General features: G+C 45.1%; 13 protein-coding genes and 1 pseudogene. 7 read left to right on the plus strand and 7 right to left on the minus strand.

All coding sequences use genetic code 11. The annotated features are described in order from the left end of the window. The first annotated feature begins 331 nt into the window (after positions 1 to 331). The 4 genes from MC7420_RS12345 to MC7420_RS12355 all read left to right on the plus strand — a co-directional run bounded on the left by MC7420_RS12345 (position 332) and on the right by MC7420_RS12355 (position 5,192). On the plus strand, positions 332 to 2,476 hold the full coding sequence (locus tag MC7420_RS12345) for a GAF domain-containing sensor histidine kinase (protein ID WP_006100759.1): 2,145 nt from the start codon (positions 332 to 334) through the stop codon (positions 2,474 to 2,476). 8 nt (positions 2,477 to 2,484) lie between these two features. Beyond that, entirely contained in the window at positions 2,485 to 2,622 is a 138-nt protein-coding gene (locus MC7420_RS39575; protein WP_006100768.1) for a hypothetical protein, read from the plus strand. Positions 2,623 to 2,786: 164 nt separating this feature from the next. Then, complete coding sequence (locus MC7420_RS12350) at positions 2,787 to 3,209, plus strand: hypothetical protein (protein WP_157453148.1); 423 nt, start codon at positions 2,787 to 2,789, stop codon at positions 3,207 to 3,209. A gap of 237 nt (positions 3,210 to 3,446) precedes the next feature. After that, positions 3,447 to 5,192, plus strand: coding sequence for a peptidoglycan D,D-transpeptidase FtsI family protein (locus tag MC7420_RS12355; RefSeq protein ID WP_006101017.1), 1,746 nt, complete (start codon positions 3,447 to 3,449; stop codon positions 5,190 to 5,192). Between the two features lie 460 nt (positions 5,193 to 5,652). On the opposite strand, the gene MC7420_RS12360 is transcribed toward MC7420_RS12355, so the two are convergent. Beyond that, on the minus strand, positions 5,653 to 6,138 hold the full coding sequence (locus MC7420_RS12360) for a helix-turn-helix domain-containing protein (protein WP_006100940.1): 486 nt from the start codon (positions 6,136 to 6,138) through the stop codon (positions 5,653 to 5,655). Positions 6,139 to 6,512: 374 nt separating this feature from the next. Between MC7420_RS12360 and MC7420_RS12365 the strand changes: the two genes are divergently transcribed. Then, positions 6,513 to 7,103 carry a hypothetical protein gene (locus tag MC7420_RS12365; RefSeq protein ID WP_006100937.1) on the plus strand — a complete coding sequence of 197 codons (591 nt, stop codon included), beginning with the start codon at positions 6,513 to 6,515 and terminating at the stop codon, positions 7,101 to 7,103. On the opposite strand, the gene MC7420_RS12370 is transcribed toward MC7420_RS12365, so the two are convergent. The 4 genes and pseudogenes from MC7420_RS12370 to MC7420_RS12380 form a co-directional block, all read right to left on the minus strand. Further along, positions 7,104 to 7,454 (minus strand): hypothetical protein, encoded by a 351-nt coding sequence (locus MC7420_RS12370; RefSeq protein WP_044206886.1) that lies wholly within the window; start codon positions 7,452 to 7,454, stop codon positions 7,104 to 7,106. A gap of 820 nt (positions 7,455 to 8,274) precedes the next feature. Next, positions 8,275 to 8,439, minus strand: coding sequence for a hypothetical protein (locus MC7420_RS39580; RefSeq protein WP_006100923.1), 165 nt, complete (start codon positions 8,437 to 8,439; stop codon positions 8,275 to 8,277). A gap of 4 nt (positions 8,440 to 8,443) precedes the next feature. After that, a complete protein-coding gene (locus tag MC7420_RS12375; RefSeq protein ID WP_006100985.1) occupies positions 8,444 to 9,658 on the minus strand; it encodes an RNA-guided endonuclease InsQ/TnpB family protein in 1,215 nt (404 codons plus the stop codon). A 103-nt stretch (positions 9,659 to 9,761) separates the two neighbouring features. Beyond that, positions 9,762 to 10,061 (minus strand): annotated as a pseudogene (locus MC7420_RS12380) (carotenoid oxygenase family protein); the annotation flags it as partial. 954 nt (positions 10,062 to 11,015) lie between these two features. On the opposite strand from MC7420_RS12380, the gene MC7420_RS12385 reads away from it, so the two are divergent. After that, complete coding sequence (locus MC7420_RS12385) at positions 11,016 to 11,495, plus strand: NADAR family protein (RefSeq protein WP_006100996.1); 480 nt, start codon at positions 11,016 to 11,018, stop codon at positions 11,493 to 11,495. Between the two features lie 598 nt (positions 11,496 to 12,093). Further along, on the plus strand, positions 12,094 to 14,943 hold the full coding sequence (locus tag MC7420_RS12390; protein ID WP_006100748.1) for a GAF domain-containing protein: 2,850 nt from the start codon (positions 12,094 to 12,096) through the stop codon (positions 14,941 to 14,943). A gap of 213 nt (positions 14,944 to 15,156) precedes the next feature. Here the strand turns inward: MC7420_RS12390 and MC7420_RS12395 are convergent, their stop codons facing one another. Continuing rightward, complete coding sequence (locus MC7420_RS12395; protein ID WP_006100873.1) at positions 15,157 to 15,630, minus strand: plastocyanin/azurin family copper-binding protein; 474 nt, start codon at positions 15,628 to 15,630, stop codon at positions 15,157 to 15,159. 248 nt (positions 15,631 to 15,878) lie between these two features. Further along, positions 15,879 to 17,519, minus strand: coding sequence for a sensor histidine kinase (locus MC7420_RS12400; protein WP_006100975.1), 1,641 nt, complete (start codon positions 17,517 to 17,519; stop codon positions 15,879 to 15,881). Positions 17,520 to 17,834 lie beyond the last annotated feature (315 nt).

Below are 17,834 nucleotides of genomic sequence, written 5' to 3' on the forward strand. Positions count from 1 at the left end.
TATAACTTTATACTTTTAACACGACTACTTGTTTTTTCCCTTAATCCAGCTAGAATGAACCCACTCTAACCGATAAGGGTGGCACTTCGCTACGCGCCGCTTCGCTAGCGTGAGAGTGAGGGAAGATGTTCAGATAGACTGGGATGACATTCACCCGCTTGTCTGACCCAGTTGTCTGAAGGTTGGTTATGATTCAGTAAATTCTGAAGAACTACGTAGAATAACTAAATTAGCTGCATAATTGTTAATATAGGGTTTTTTTGATGGTTTAGCCTATAAAATCAGGACAAGCCGTCAAGGTGGGTGCGGAGGATTGTTTAAGGAATGCATTGTGTTTTCTAATCTTTATCACGCTTTTCAATCGATCCAAGCTTGGATCAAGTATCCCCCAAGGCAAGCAGCACTAACCCAAAAAATCGTTGATCGCATCCGTAATTCCCTGGAATTGCAAGTTGTTGTGCAAACAGCCGTAGACGAAATTGCGGCGTTGCTTCGACTTGATTGTTGTAGTTTTTTCTGGTACTGGGAAGAACGGGGACAAGTTGAGATTGTCTGCGAACGTCGTCAGCATGAGCATCAGCCCTCGTATTTGGGAGAGTATCCCCTAGAATGTTTTGGTACTATGGCAAGAGCGATCGCCGAAGGGAAACGGATCGTTAATCGTGGCACAGCGCACTTGACACCCACAGGACTAAGGTGGAGAATTCAACAGCTTTTACAGAAATCCTCTGCCAATCCCCCATCCCTCATTCCCAATCCCTCCCCCTGGGACTATAAAGCCAGCTTATTGATTCCCGTCACAGGTAAAGAAAACGGAATTGGGTTTATTGCTTGTCTTTGTGAACAACCTCGGTTTTGGGCAACTCCAGAAATTCAATTTTTAGAGTCGATCGCGGAATCCTTAGAAATTGGTATCCGTCAAGCTCAACTCTATGAACAAACCCAGAACCAAGCCATTCGGGAGCAACTCGTTAATCATATTACCAGCCAAACTCGCCAGAGTTTTGATCCCCAGACCATATTAACCGAAGCAATTAGCCATCTGCGTTCAGCCTTGGAAGTGGATCGATGTTTGGTGCATTTAGTCGAGGATTACCAAACTTCAGATCTGCCAGTCGTCAACTCAGAAACCGCCGCTACCTGTAATGGTGAGTCATTAAACCGGGATCATCTCTATGAGGTGTATCGCCAACCCTTTACCCCTTGTAAAGACACATTTAATCCCCAAGGACCAATTACGCAGTGGATTATTCAGCACCGACGGGCGGTAGTGATTCCCGACGTAACCCAAGATGAACGGATTGATACCAACAACGAAGAATACCAGTCTGCCCACATCAAATCCTCATTAGTGGTTCCGGTTCAAGCCCATGGTAAACTCTATGCCATTTTGTTCCTCAATCAATGTGCTTACATTCGCTATTGGTCAAAACACGATCAAGAACTGGCACAAGCTGTCGCCGATCAACTCGCTATTTCCCTGCAACAGGCATATTTATATACCCGCACCCAGCAACAAGCGGCACATAATGCTATGCAAGCCCAAAAACTAGCAGAAATGATCGAAGAACTGCGGCTGACCCAAGTCCAACTGATTCAAAGTGAAAAAATGTCCAGTTTAGGTAGAATGGTGGCTGGGGTGGCTCATGAAATCAATAATCCCATTAGTTTCATCTATGGCAATATTCCTTACTTAGAAAATTATGTCAATGACTTGCTGCGTTTAGTGCAAGCCTACCAAACTGAATATCCCAACCCCTCACCGAGGCTGGAAAATATCTTGGAGGAGGTAGAAATTGAATTTTTAAGCAAGGACTTACCAAAAATTTTGCAATCCATGCAATCGGGAACCCGGCGAATTCAGGAAATCGTCCAGTTATTGCAGAGATTTTCGCGGCACAACGAAGCCTCCTTGAAACTGATTGATATCAACGTGGCATTGGAAAATACGTTATTAATCCTGCACAACCAATGCATCAATACGATTACCATAGAACGGCATTACGATAACCTCCCTCATGTCGAATGTTACCCTAAGCCGATCAATCAAGTATTTCTCAATCTTCTGACGAATGCCATTGAAGCACTCAATCGTTCACCCAATTCTGATAAAATGATTACCCTGCGAACGCAATGGAAACCGAGCATCCATTCCTCGGATGAGGATCGGGTAGAAATTAGTATCGCTGACAATGGTGTAGGCATTAATCCAGAGGTTCTCTCAAGTATCTTTGAGCCATTTTTCACAACCAAAGCTGTTGGAGAAGGTCGAGGTTTGGGTTTAACCGTGACCTATCAAACCATTGTTAATCAACACCAGGGGCAACTAGACGTGCGATCGCAACCGGGTCAAGGGACTGAGTTTATTTTGCAAATCCCCGTGCGCCATCATCATGCCCTAAAATCGAGTCCCTCGTCCTCTCAATCCCCCACTCCTGCTTCTGACTTGTCACGGGAAGTCGCTAAACCAAGTTGACAGGAGAGATGGGGAGATGGAGAGATGGGGAAGATGGGGAAGATGGGGAAGATGGGGAAGAATTTTCTCAGTCAATGGTTAACAGCCAACACTCTTGCACTCAAAACTCGGTAGGGGCGAGTTTTGTCACATCCTTTGTCAGGTAAGAAATGATAATAGTCAAACTTGCTCCTACACAAAACTAAAAACTCAAAACGCAAATATCTGCCAAACGCTTATGAATGCTGTCTCTCGTTCTGTTCCAATTCAACGTCATCCTTCTCGCCAAGTTCCGGTTTCCTCGAAAAGGCGGTCATCTCGATCAAGCCCTGTGTCCCCCTTGGCCTCTAGAACCAGTCGCCAAAAGGTAGAAAGGCTTGACACCTCACGAGAACGGACTCCTGGCTGGTTGCGATCGCTGATGATTCTGCAACGCGGTTCGGATGTGATCACGCTGATCCTGGGTATTGTGACACTAACCATTTATTCCTGGACTGTATATACCCAGCAGCAGTGGACGCAAGAATACCGAAAATTGGGAACGCTCCAGCGGAATGAGCGTGATCTGACAACAACGAATGAAATCATCAAAGATCAACTCGCTCAACAAGCGGAACGCCCTGCCACAGGTTTGGTAACACCTACTACTGCCAATACCCTTTTGCTCTCTCCGGCACCTCAGCGCCCATTCCAGGAATCTCCGAATCAGACGCCTGATCAAGAAACCCTGGCAAAGACTCCTTTGGGATATTGAGGTAACACACACAAGTGCAGAAGGAGCTGGGGGAGCTGGGGCAGCAATTTAGAGACGTGCCATGGCGCGTCTGGAAGCTGGGGGAGCAGAGAAAGAAAAGATTTAATTAGAGCTTATCCCAACCCGATTGGGAGTAGAAGAGTACAAGGGCAGAGGAGACTATTGCGCCCAGCGAATCGGTGACACTCATTGTTTGGGTCAAGTCGTAGAGGTTACTCGGGCAGGATGAATGATCGAATGCAAAACTCAAAACTCAAAACTCAAAACTCAACACATTTTCAACGCCCTGGGTTTAGATTGCTGTTAATTTGGGTAATCATGATGGCAGGGAGTTTTGGGCTTTTATTCAATTTATATCGGCTGCAAGTCGTCATCTCACCTAGCTTGGAAGAAAAAGCAAGGCAACAGCAGATGATTTATATGCGCCCGTTTATTCCGCGTCGTCCAATAGTTGACCGTAATGGTAATGTTTTGGCTGTGGATCGGCGCGTCTATACCCTTTACGTTCATCCCAAACTGTTTAAGCTATCCAAAGTCACTATAGCGACTCAGCTAGCGCCAATTTTGGACAAGTCGTCTACTGACTTGGAAACGCTATTTAATAAAAGAAATACAGGGATTCAAGTTAGCGGGTCATTAACAGAAGATACAGCGAACAAAATTGCTCAATTAAGTTTGGATGGGATCGAACTGATTCCCAAATATTCTCGCCTTTATCCTCAGCAAGAGTTAGCCGCCGATGTGGTTGGGTATGTCAATGTTGATCATCAAGGTCAGGCAGGAATTGAGTATTCTCAGGAAAAATTATTAGAACGAGAAATTCGCACGCTGCGAATGAGTCGGGCAGGTAATGGTACATTGATGCCGGATCATATTCCAGAAGGGTTTCTCCACTCAGATGATCTGCGGTTGCAACTGACTCTAGATAGTCGCTTACAACGTGCGGCACGTTCTGCCCTTAAGCAAAAAATTAAGGAATTTAATGCCAAACGAGGTACTGTAATTGTTATGGATGCCTTGGATGGTTCCTTGTTGGTGTTAGTCTCAGAACCAACCTATAACCCGAATCAATATTCGACCTCTGAAATTAGTTTGTTTAAAAATTGGGCATTGGCAGATTTGTATGAACCGGGTTCCACATTTAAGCCTTTGAATGTAGCGATCGCGCTGGAATCTGGGGTAGTTCGTCCTGATAGTTTATTTAATGATACGGGTTCGATTCAGATCGGTCGGTGGCCCATTGCCAACTATGACAAAAAAGCCCATGGCATGATCAATCCGGCACAAATCCTGCAACATTCCAGTAACGTGGGCATGGTGCGGATGATGCAGCAAATGCAGCCTGAGGTTTACTATGGTTGGCTAGAACGATTGGGATTAGGGCAGAGATTAGAAACAGATCTGCCCTTTGAAACCGCCGGACAGCTCAAAAATCAGCGAAAGTTTACCAGTTCTCCGATTGAACCAGCCACAACAGCATTTGGTCAAGGCTTTTCATTAACGCCGCTTCAGCTTGCTCAACTCCATGCTACGTTAGCCAATGGGGGTAAGTTAGTTATGCCTTATATGGTACAAGGACTTTTTGATAGTCAAGGTCAGCTATATTGGCAACCACGCCTGAGTGCGCCCCGCCCTATCTTCTCACCAGAAACCAGTCAGAAGGTTCTGGAAATGATGGAAACTGTGGTTAGCCAAGGAACGGGAAAAACGGCTCAAATTTCAGGGTATCGAGTGGCGGGGAAAACGGGAACGGCTCAGAAAGCTAGTCCCACGGGGGGATACTTTACCAATGCCAAAATTACCAGCTTTGTGGGAATTCTCAGTGTGGATTCTCCTCGTTATGTGGTGATGGCGGTGGTGGATGAACCGAAGGGAAATGCTTTTGGCTCTACAGTCGCTGCACCAATTGTCAAGTCAGTCATGGAAGCCTTAATCGCGATCGAGCAGATTCCGCCAAGCCAGCCAAAAGTAGCGACAGAATGACTGTCATTTTGCCAAGGCGATTTGACCTGAGGAAAGTTGGTAGGTAAATCAAGGGATGGGAAGCGAAATCGCCGGAAACTGAAGCTGTGCAGTAAATCAGTGCTACCGTGACGTAGGGCGTTGAGATAAGGTGCGATCGCCTTTCCGTTCAGGTTGGCAGTTAAGTCTCGGATCAGGATCGCGGCGAGGCTTTCAAGTTCGGATGGGGTAAGCTACATCCCAGCAGGATCAAAGTCAGGCTCAGAGTAGGTTTCCAGGTGGGTGAACAGAGGCGCGATCGCGAAATCCTCGCTTGGCTTGTTGATAGCCTTGCTGGTAGGTGAGTTCACCAGGGGGACAGTTTGGTTTTAACATAGTAAAAGTCTCCGTTTACGGGGTAGTCACAAGTCGGCAGGAAGCGTCGGAATATGCGGTAGAGCATCAATATGTAAATACCCTCCGGGAAATTTGTTTGAGTGTTCTAGTCTTCTTCTATGACGTGAAATCCAACCTGTTCTGCAATCAGGCTTAAATACTTAGATGTAGCGAGAGTCGGCTCATAAGCGCTGTTTTCCCACTGACTAACTGTCGCCTGTCGTACACCAAGCTTTTGGGCAAACTCTGCCTGAGTTAAACCCATATAGCGACGTAGTGCCTTGATGAGTTGAGCATTCCATAGCACAGTGTCACCCAGATGCGGAACTTTGGGTTTAGCCGTAGGTTGGCGAAATGTTACCCGTTGCTGATCCAAATCAACATCCTCAACCCGATATCCGGCTTCCATCCAAGCAGAAGCTTGCAGTGCGCCTTTGCTGCGATTGCTCCACCATGCCCGTTTTTTGCGTGCTGAGTCGGGTAAGGTGTCATTCATAATTTCCTCAATTTCTGTAAAGGTGAGAATGACTTCCGCTTGATTGCTCTGACGCAGAAATTCCAGGAGTGGCTGATACTTGCTATCTGGTTTCATGCTGCAAAACCTCTACGCCCATCAACGTCTGTGGGTTGAGATGCTGGCGGGATTTCTTTCTTGGTGCAGTGGGAAAGGGGCATGAAGCTGTTCTAGGGGACAGGTAATCATCTCTAGGATGCCAGAAAATTTGGGTGTGCGATCGCGCTTTTACAGAGCTTACGCACAAACTCCACATGTAGTAGGGAAACGGCACTGCCGTGCCCCTACAGGTAGCGCCTGTGCTTTTTGGCTAAAAAATATAATTTGCCCCGATATTATTCACAATTGTTTTGCCAAATGTCTAAAGGGCGCAGAGATGAGCGAACGGTGAGATGTTCAGCTAACTGCCATAATTGTTTATAAGGGAAAAGAAAACTTGAAGGAGGCTGGCGATGAACAAAAGTAAACTGGGGTCATTTCTATTCATTGGCATGATACTGGGGTTGACAGCCAATCCCGCTCAGGCGTTACCCGGTCAAACCGTGGAAACCGTCGCGGCTTGGATTGCGGCTCATCCTACCTTAGAACCCGGTATTGGCGATGGCTTAGTCGTGACTAAGCGTAATACCGCCGCTCAACGATTTAAGTTTGAAGCCTCGGTGCTTCCTCCAGGTCAAATCGCCTTTCCCACGAATCGCCGCCTGATTCAAAGTGAGCAAATTTCCTTCTATGACATGATTAACGGCGTGACTCCAGAACGACTCACGGAGTCACTGCGAGTTATTTATGGTCCAGCAATCTATCAAGATTACCAGAGAGCTAACCTGGTATACGCCTATCCCACACCCGCAACCATTGATTTAGCTCGACGACAAAATCGACCAATGCTAATAGCACGACAAGGCGAGCTTTTATTAGGCGATCGCTTTGCCTATTGGTTAGAAGTGACTCGAACTGAGAATGGCAAGCCAATTAATGGGCGGATCACGGTTTTCTTGCCAGAAGATTTAGACAAACTTGAAGTTGAGTTGCGAAATCGTTAGTCATTGGTCATTCATTTGCCAAATACCTGAAAAAATACTCTCCACAACACGAGCAATGCGCTTGAGATCTTCATCGAGCAGGGGGGGCCAATTCACACTAGCCCGACGCCCTGCTTCAAACTGTTCTCGGCTCTCATAAGCTAATAAATATAAGGCGTGAACAAGTTCTCGGTCTAGAGTCGATGCATCTCGCAGACGCTCAAATATCATCTTTAGGGCTAATAAAATATTGGTAATCTGACCTGGAATCGGTGGTTTGTACGACTTGAGTCGAACTAAAAAGGCGTCTTGATTTTGGTCAGATATTGTGGTTTGATTAATCACAAAGTTACGGGCTGTTTTGTAATCCATTTAATTTTAATAGACGAGTTTACGCTGATAATTTTGTGCGAATAATATTATAATATTATCGCTAAATCCGGATAAACTATTCCCTTGTTGCTTGGGACAAGGCAGAAGGCAAAAGATAGAGGGCTGGCTTATACCAAGTTACAGTCAAAGACGTAATCTATCATGCTGAGCGAAGGAACAGTAGCGAAGCATCTGCGGAATCCTTCACTTTGTTCGAGTGTAGGCTCCCTGTAGCCCATCCTCTGTTCCAATGACATGATAGAACGCAACTTCTTATTACTCAGGCGAGACGCTGACAATAATTACAACAAATATTTATCATAAATCTATAAATTTTATTCTCTATCTATAGTTGCTTCTGCTCGACTCCCTTAGTCGTTAAATTTATAGAATTTATTATTTTTTCCAGTTTTATGCGGATCAAGCATTGAACAGTCTGAAGCAAGTATTACATGACTTACGCCTTTGAATTTTTTTTGTAGAGATTAATTTTTAACTCTCCTTAAAGAAGCAAAAACGTCAGTCTTAATGTATAAGCGCTGCAAATGACATCTACAATGCACATTTATAGTTGGGTTTTGTTCGCTAGTCTATCCCTATCTGAACCAGGAAGACTTGATTCCTCTTTTCTGGTAAATCAGCAAAGGTTAGTGCTAGCTTCAACAGAACAAAGTCCGCCCCCTGGTTGTAATCGAACTGATCCTCCTGACTGTCAACCTCGATAGTAGACCATTTTGAAAATAAAGCTAGTTGAAAATACCTCGTGCTAACCCGCTTTTTATAGGCGGGTTATTTATGTCTTAAGCGACTAATGAAAACGTTACCCAACAGATTTCCACCTACCATGAAAACTCAATGGAATGACCTGCGGTAATTGCAGCCGACAGGCAGCGACGTATCGATCTAATAATTCCCGTTCGGCGATAATCATCCCAGTTTGGGGATTGATCTCAACCTGCCATAATATCTCGTTGTTGACACTCACCGCCCTATAAGGACGGTGATTCTTTCGTCATAGGGACTCTTGTGAGTTTACCCTCAGAAAGCATCTTGACCGTGTACCCCACGGCTGCAAGTCCACGAATACGGACTGCTTGAGCTGCGGCTACATCTCTATCGGTGATATAGCCGCAGTGATTACATGAATGGACGCGCTCAGATAGTAGCTTTTTACCCGTTTCTGTTAAGCAGTTAGGGCAAATCTGGCTAGTTTTCTTAGCATCTACCTTAAGGAAAAATACACCACGTTTAAAACAGCATTGCTCTAATATTTGCAGGAATTGACCCCAGCCAGCGTCTAGGCAATGCTTACCTAGCATCCCCTTGGCTAATGCTTTGAGGTTAAGACTTTCTGCAAATATCATCCCTGCCCAATCACAAAGATTATGGGCTAATTCCCAGTGGTAATTTTTCCTAATGTTGGCGATCCGTTCATGCAATCGACTGACTTTGACTTGAGCCTTAGCACGGTTACTACTCCCTGGACACTTTCTAGATACTCGTTTTTGCAGCAATTTAAGCTGGCGTTCAAGCTTTCTAAAAGGTTTGGGATTAGGGAATAATTGACCGTTCGACACAGCCGCAAAATGACTGATTCCTACATCTATCCCTATGGCTTCTCCGTGGGGCATTGGCTGGGGTACATCTAGATCCCATTGTAGGGTTAACATGACGTACCAACCTGATGCACGTTTGACCACGCGGGCTTGTTTGATGGTTGCTCCCTCTGGGATTGGGCGTGATTGATTGAATTTAACTAACCCAATCTTGGGCAATTTAACCACAGTCCCTTGAATAGGATCTTTCCCTAATTGAGGGAACACAAAAGACCGCATTTTACCAGCTTTCTTAAAGCGTGGGAACCCGTGACCCTGCTCCCACATACTGACAAATGCTTTCTCTAGCCGCTTGAGTGTTTGCTGTAGCACTTGAGAGTGAACCCGTTGCAGGTTTTCACTCGTTTTTCGGTATGCGGTTAGGCTTTTGCATTGACTAGCAAACGTAGGTCTGGGAGTATCAGCCGAAATGATGTATTCAGACCGGAGCGAACAAGCGCTAATCTGACAACTACGTGACTTAAACCAGTCTTTTCTTTCCGCTAATGCGTAATTGTACACACGGCGGTTTTGTTCCAGCCAATCTTCAAAAATGGCTATCTGGCTTTTAGTTGGCTTGAGCTTGAATTCATAGGTCAGATTAAACAACTTGCATCACCTCCTTACCCTATTATACACGCCTAGTTATCTATCGTTAGGACGTTTATTAAAGTCGTCCTAGAAGGACGAGGCTTTAGACCCAAGTTCCCGGTAATGTCCCGGCGGCGGCTTCGTCTTGATAGGCGGGGGTTTGCACGTAGCGATAGACCCCAGTGGCTGTAGCATCGGTGAAATGAACCGCTAAAATAGCACCATCCCCATCAAACCAATGTCCCATCCGTTGACCTCCTCGTTCTAGACGGGCAGGTCCATTGCGATACAGTGAGCCTCGTAATTCTTGAGGAATTCTGCCAGAGAGAATCGGTAAGGGGGTTAGGGGAAATTCAGTGGCGGGTTGAGCGATCGCCTTTGCCCAGGCTTTACGGGTTGATGGTGGGGTAGCTGTTTGCATGGTTCCCGATTCAGGGTGACTATTTCTTCTATCTTAGTTAATTTTTGTAACAAAATGAGCGCTAGGTTTTTATCCATTTTCCCCTGAAACCCTTTTACAGACTGGTTTTCAGCACTATCCTTAGGCTTTAGCCTACAAAATAGGGGGTTACACCCCTCATCCCTAAAGTGCTATAGTTTGATACGTAGATGCACCCTGATAATCAAGAGAGTCGCGCAAGTGACTCTTTTTTTTTTCGACATTTCCCCCCAATTACATTACAGATTTTAACGAAAAGTAAATTAGTTTATCATTTTGACACCATTGTCCGGAACAGTGATAGATTAAAAATTGAAGCAAGCAAGAAAGCTTCCAGTGACAGATATTACACTTCCGTTCACTGTTGAGTTCAGGAGGTAAAATAACTATCCATCTTATTTCCCTTGTATCAGTAATATCTGCCACATCAGATAGTGAAACGATCCAAATAAACAATAGCAGCCCAACCATAGCCGCTAATATTTCCTCAATTAACTTGTTGGGAGCAATGCAACTGAAGACCACTCAAGAGTAGTAGTTCAGTGCAACTCTATTTAGACTAGTGATAGCAAGAGGAGATTCCTTAGATGAGTCAGGTCAGGCTGCTATTGTTTTAGAGGGTTTGGCGATTCACCTCACGTCATAAACTTCTCCTGCTCCGCTGCTCCCCCGCAGATACAAAGCTGCTCAAGTATTTCCATGCCCGCTGTACTAGCTCCCCCTCTCCTCATCTGCCTCCTCGTAAACGTCTCGTGATCGCTACTATAAGATTTAGGTGTCAATCAGCCGTCGGTTGACGAATAAAAAGGACTAGATAACTAAACCCTTAAATCTGGGGTGGGCTTAACGGGACATCCTTTCCGACGCCGCACCCAAAACCATGACTCGTCATCAGACGAGGCTTTTTGCCCAGCGAAATAGTTTGATAGTTTTGCCATGACAATTTATTTTTATAAGGTTGAGGAACCCTATGGCTGCTTTTCCAACTTCTCTCCCCACCCGATCCAGATCGATGGCTGGTGTTGGCAAACCGTTGAGCATTACTATCAGGCGCACAAGTTCGTCGGGACGACAGACGAAGCCTTGATCAGGACAATAAAAAATGTGTCAACACCAATGGAAGCCGCCCTCCTCGGACGCGATCGCACCCGGAATCATCGTCCTGATTGGGAACAGGTAAAACAACAGATTATGTGGCGAGGGGTTTTGACCAAATTTCTTACCCATCCTGATATTCAGCAAATCCTGCTGAACACCGGAGAAGACGTGATTGTTGAAGATTCTCCCACAGATTACTACTGGGGGTGTGGTGAGGATCAAACCGGTGAGAATCATTTGGGGAAAATGCTGATGAATGTTCGTCAACATATCCGACAGCATTTAGCACAGGCGAACTGCAAACTCGTAGATCGGTAAATCTGAAACAGGCGCATACTCTTCCGCTTTCAGGTGATTCAGAGGAAACGGTAAGTAGTCGGACAAAAGAAAACGGTGCTGTATTAAGTTTTGTACATCACCCTCAAACCCTTACTGTTCCCCGTGAGACACCGAGCGTGTTACTGAGCGTGTTACTGAGCGTGTTACTGAGCGTGTTACTGAGCGAAGTCGAAGTAAGTCGAAGTAAGTCGAAGTAAGTCGAAGTAAGTCGAAGTAAGTCGAGGTGTTCCCTAATCTCAACCGTTGACTTTAATTGTGTCCACCCACTTAGAATCACATTTACCGTCTGATTCGCTGATGTGCATCTAAAGTATCTCAGGGGAATCTTGATCAGGGGTGTAAAAGGTGGGAGGGTATGCCCATTAAAGGCGTGACATACAACTCAGGGCGGTCAGGTTAGGGTTCGCTCACGGCTGGGTTTTATGTGAAAACTGATTTCAGACCAAAGAATCCTTAAACTATAAGTTAAGTATATTCATACAGATTTGTGAAGTCGGTGCATCGAGCTAAACCTCTGATTCATCACTTGGATTACCCCCTAAACCAGAATCAGAGAGTGTTTCATAGGAGTAGGAGAGTGTTACAACCAGAACTCGATCAAGAAGACTTATTGCGCCGGATCACGAATCGGATTCGCCAATCCTTAGAGTTACAAGAGATTTTAAATGCCACAGTTGCAGAAGTGCGATCGTTGTTAGGAACCGATCGCGTCATGGTTTACCGCTTTCATGCGTCGGGTGGTGGACAGGTGATTGCTGAATCAGTCAACACCAATCGACTGTCTTCTCTCAACGGATTAAACTTCCCCGCCGATGATATTCCCGAACAAGCCCGTCAATTGTACCTCACTGAGCGCTTGCGTTCCATTGTGGATGTTTCCGAGGGACTAATTGGTTTATCACCCTTAGAACCCTCAGAAACCGATGATCGCTCCACGCCGCAACCGATTCACTATCGTCCCGTAGATGCTTGTCATGTCAAGTATTTACGAGCAATGGGGGTTCAGTCTTCCATGGTCTTACCCATTGTCCATTATGATATTCAGGCTCAACGGTCTCAGAAACGACTCTGGGGACTTTTAGTCTCTCATCACGTCACACCCCGTACCATTAGCCAACGGGAATTGCAGATTGTCCAATCGGTGGTGGATCAGGTGTCCATTGCCATTGCTCAGTCGAATCTCTTATCCCAAACCCGTCAGCAGCATCAAATCGAAGCGACGATTAATCGTGTCTCCACCTTGCTGCATTCGTTACCCACCATTCAACTCCAAGCTGCTTTACAAGAAACGGTTAGCGCTCTATCGAGTGGGGGAGGTAGACTCTATATAGCCCCAGACCAAGTGAATCTGAGGGCAGAGTGCCTGATATATGGCACACAACCTACATTTGAAGACAGTCCGAGGAAGATTGAAGAGCATCCTGTGTTCGTCCAATGGGTAACAGGGGATAGAACCGTTGACACAGCCAATGGCTCATCTGAATTCACTTCGACTCCTGTCGGTTGTCAGCCACTCATCGTCAATGATTTGCATCAAGTCGCAGAGTTAGCGAGTCTAGCTCCAGCCTTTGATGGGACTCCAATTCGAGGTTGGTTAGTAATACCCTTGTATTATCGCTCCTCATTCTTGGGTTATCTAAGTATTTTTCGCTCCCAAGTGGTGCAAGAAATTTTGTGGGCGGGAGAGTTTAACCCCAATGAAGAACAACGCAGTCCCCGTGAATCTTTTGAACAGTGGCGAGAGGTCAAATGGAATCAAGCTCAATTGTGGACGAATTACGACATTGAACTAGCGATCGCACTCGGTCATCATTTTGCTATGGCGATCGAGCAATATAAACTTTATGCTCAAGTACAAGCCCTAAATAGTAACTTAGAATGCCAAGTGGCTGAACGCACAGCAAAGTTACAGCAATCTCTAGAGCAAGGACGGGCGCTACAGCGAGTGACCAACCAAATTCGCGGTACTCTTGATCTGAAAACCACCCTACAAACGATTGTACGAGAAGTTCGTCAACTGCTGAACACTGACCGAGTGATCATTTATCGGTTTACCGATGATTCCCACGGTCAAGTTATTGTGGAATCGATGACAGGTGAGTGGTTATCACTTTTAGATATTGACGATCCGCAGCAGTATTTCTCGAAAGCCCAGATTCAAGTGTATAAGCGAGGTAATTTAGGAGTGATTAAGGATGTCACTCAAGCCCGATTAACTCCGGATCAACAAGAGTTCTTAAAACGTTGTCAAGTACAAGCCGCTTTAATTGTTCCCATTGGCGTGGAGAATCCTCAAACTAATGAAATACCCATTATGCTGGATAGTCTTCCTTGTCCCAGATGGGAGCAACCTCTGTGGGGATTTTTAATTGCTCAAGAATGTAAAGCTAGGCGAGATTGGCTTCCCTCAGAGATTAAACTGCTAAAAAAGTTAGCCGATCAAGCGGCGGTGGCGATTCAGCAAGCGGAATTATTTACCCATACTCAAGCCCAAGCCCAACAATTGGCAAGTGCGTTTCACCATCTCAAGCAAACTCAAGCCCAACTGATTCAAACCGAAAAAATGTCGAGTCTGGGACAGTTGATTGCGGGAGTAGCTCACGAAATTAATAATCCGGTGAATTTTATTTATGGTAACCTGGTTTATACCAGTCAGTATGCTCAGGATTTACTGAATATTATTCATTCCTACCAGAAATATCATCCTCAGCCAGAGCCAGAAATTATTGAATTGTTAGATGTTATCGACTTGGAATTTTTAGAAGGAGATTTACCCAAGCTTTTAGAGTCGATGAAAATGGGATCGGAACGGATTCGCAAGCTAGTTTTGTCATTGCGAAACTTCTCCCGCCTTGACCAAGCCGAGAAAAAATTAGTAGATATCCACGAAGGGATAGAGAGTACGCTACTGATTTTACAATATCGCCTGAAAGGAAAATCCAATCATCCAGGGATTCAGGTGATCAAAAATTATGGGGAGTTGCCGTTGGTTGAATGCTATCCCAGTCAACTGAACCAGGTTTTTATGAATGTTTTGAGCAACGCGATTGATGCGTTAGAAGACTGTAATCCAGATCACCAGAGGATTACGATTTCCACAACTGTTCAATCTAAGACTAGTGAGAACCAATATAGTCCGAATAACACCACACCAATAGAGGAAAATCAAGGCTCATTTCCAACTCATATCATCATTCAGATTGCTGATAGTGGTTCAGGAATTAGCCCAGAACTTCAATCACAAATTTTCGATCCCTTTTTTACAACCAAGCCGATTGGGAAAGGAACGGGTTTAGGGCTTTCGATTAGTTATCAAATTATCGTGGAAAAACATGGGGGAATCTTTAAATGCAGTTCTCAGCCAGGAGAAGGAACTGGATTTTGGATTGAGATTCCCATTCGTCAGTCTCAAAGCGAGGATAAATAGGGGCTGCTGAATAAGTTTTGTGGTGGGGTAGGGAGCTGGGGGAGATGGGGGAGCTGGGGGAGCAGACTCTCCTTATTATTTCCTTATTCCGCCGATCGCGTCTAGGGGATTGTTGGCAGAAAATAGTCTCAATCATACCCCGTCTGATGCGATCGCACTTCACTCATCTTAGGAAAAGTTAACCAACGTGCGATCGCTTTTTTAACCAAGTTATTAAGGTTTTATGGTAATTTCTCCTACCATACCTGCTTCTGTATGTCCAGGAATTGAACAATGAAGTTCGTAGGTTCCGGGTTTCATTGGCACAAATACCCACTCAGCCTCGCCACTGGGTTTCAGTTCTAGTTCATGGATTGCTCCTTTAACTTCGACTTTGGCGGCTTCAACTTTTTGAGTCCAACTCGCATCAGCAAAGTCTTTGGCGGTGAAGTAGTGCTTTTGGGGACTAGGATTATCCAGCAACAGTTTATAGCGTTTACCTGCGACAAACTCAAATTGGTTAGGGAAGAACTTCAATTCATCGGCTGAATTGCCTAAACTCACGTTAACCTCTATGGCTGGAGTCGCCGCGATCGCTGGGAAGCATACTAGGTTAATTCCTAGAATTAGTCCAATGATTGCGGTTAAGCATCGGCGAAGCCATTGATTTTGCCAGGGGTGATTTAAGGATAGTTTTTTGAGCATCATAGTATTCAGATATTGCACTATTTGGATCACATCGTTACGATTACTAGATTATCAGGATGGAGTAATTCTTTCGCCACCTGATTGACTTGTTCTACGCTAACGGTTTCAATGTGACGGACGAATTCTCGAAACATGATATGACTTGGACTACACAATTGCGCTCAGTTCAGCCAGATAGTGACGCGAAATGATACAACTTTAGCTTTTAGCCAGGGGTTTAACCAAACCCCTAGCTGTTGGTGAGACTGCTACACCAATATTCCCTCTTGATTACTGCTATTATTCCTAACTTCCAAAGGCAAAAATATCGTCATCACTTCCCCAGTTTGCGGTCGCTGACGCACAATTAATTTACCGCCCAAGGCTTGGAACAAATGCTTGGTCACGTTTAGATTCAAACTCAGACTGCCTGTTTCTGGCTGAAACATTAATAACTGACCAATTGACTTTAACGTCTGACAGGTTGACTGTCCAAACTTATCCAAATTCCCCGAATTGTCTGGGTTAGGTTGGGACTGAAATTGCAACTTTAACTGGTCTCCAGCAGGAGTAACCTGCACCTGAATATGACCGCCGGCGGGTAAGGTACGGGTAAAATTCTCCACTAAACCCGTCAACACCTGATCTAACATCGAAGGATTACTCACCACCGTGGGCAGATTTTGCGGCAATACGACATCCAAGCTAACATTACGCCGCTGTGCCTGCTTTTGCCAGTGGGGAATACTAGTCTGGAAAATTTGAGCCAATGACATTGATGTGAGATTAACCGGGGTTTCTTTCACCGCTTTTGTTTCTAATTCAACGGCTCTAAAAATTAACTCCATGCGGTTAATCTGTTCTGTACATTCATGATCTATGATTTCCAGACGTCGAATTACTTCTGGTGCTAAATCTTTACGTTTTAATAATAATTTAGTTAACGTGCGAATCGTCGTTAGTGGTGTGCGAACTTCATGAGTTAAAGCTTGCAAAAGTTCCACATCCGGGGCGGATTCACGGAGTTGGGACACTCGATGATTAACCCGGGTTTCTGACTTAGCTAAGGGTTGCCAATCCCGGTCTTCAATTGTCTCACTGTACGCCGGATCTGTAGAAACTTGAGTAACTGAATTAATCGGTGTTACTGCTATGGTTTCATTCTTCGGTTCTACAGAATATTCCGGCATATTTTGCAGCAACTGACGCCCAAATTGCATAACAATTTTATAATCGGGAGGCTGAGGCGCAAACTGCTTAACTAATGTATCTAAATAACTCAGTTGATGGGGATTGGCTAATAATAATCGAGGATAAAGAGACGCCCAAGCTTTTTGCACATCCTCTGGATCAAAGGAGAAGCGAAATCCAGGTACACCATTGGGATCGTCTCCCGCCGCCATAACTAAACTAAAGCCACGGGTAAAGACTAAGCAAAACTGCTCCTCAGTTAATGAGTCAGCCGGAAATAAGCAGAGTTCATAAGTCGTATTAACCGTACCTTGAGCTTTTTCCGGTTGAGCTGGAGGCAATTGAAAGGGCATAAAACTCCAGGGGTTTACAGTTTCAGTCGTAAACACCCCCGTTTGAAAATGAGAAAGCAGATCAGAGTGGCTTAAAACAGGTGCAGGACCGGCTAAAACTAACCCATTTAGAGATGCTGAGTTGTCACCTTGATCCTGTTGGCAAAGGACTTGTAAGAGTAACTTTTCCAGAGACGCGATCGCACTTTGCCATTCTCGCTGCGATCTCCTTTCGTCTCTCATCCGCTGACTCGCCGCACTGCGCTGTCCCTTATTCATGACAACCGTTGTCGATTCAACCTGAGATTCGACCGGATTGTTCACCCCAGTCGGCGTATTCTGAGCTAAAACTTCGCTGATGTTTGGTAACAACCACTTTTGCACCACTATCTATCCCCATGAACTGCCAATTCTACTTGTCTACCTATGAGGATACTGGCTCTCGTCATCTCTCTGGGGTCGTAGAACCGAACCCCTGAGTCGCAATTTCCGTGGAATGGTTATTTGTCATTCGTCCTTTGTCATACTCGTTACCGAAAACAAGCAAGCTACCTCATTATGTGAGGGAACAGGCGATAGAGTGTTGATATCAGGACGGGTTTTACGATTATCGTTTCGTACTTTACCTAGATGTGACTAAATCCGCCTCGACTACCTCATCCAATGCATGATTCACACAATTCTTTCTTCCTACAGATGGAC

Source organism: Coleofasciculus chthonoplastes PCC 7420, from assembly GCF_000155555.1.
GTDB lineage: Bacteria > Cyanobacteriota > Cyanobacteriia > Cyanobacteriales > Coleofasciculaceae > Coleofasciculus > Coleofasciculus chthonoplastes_A.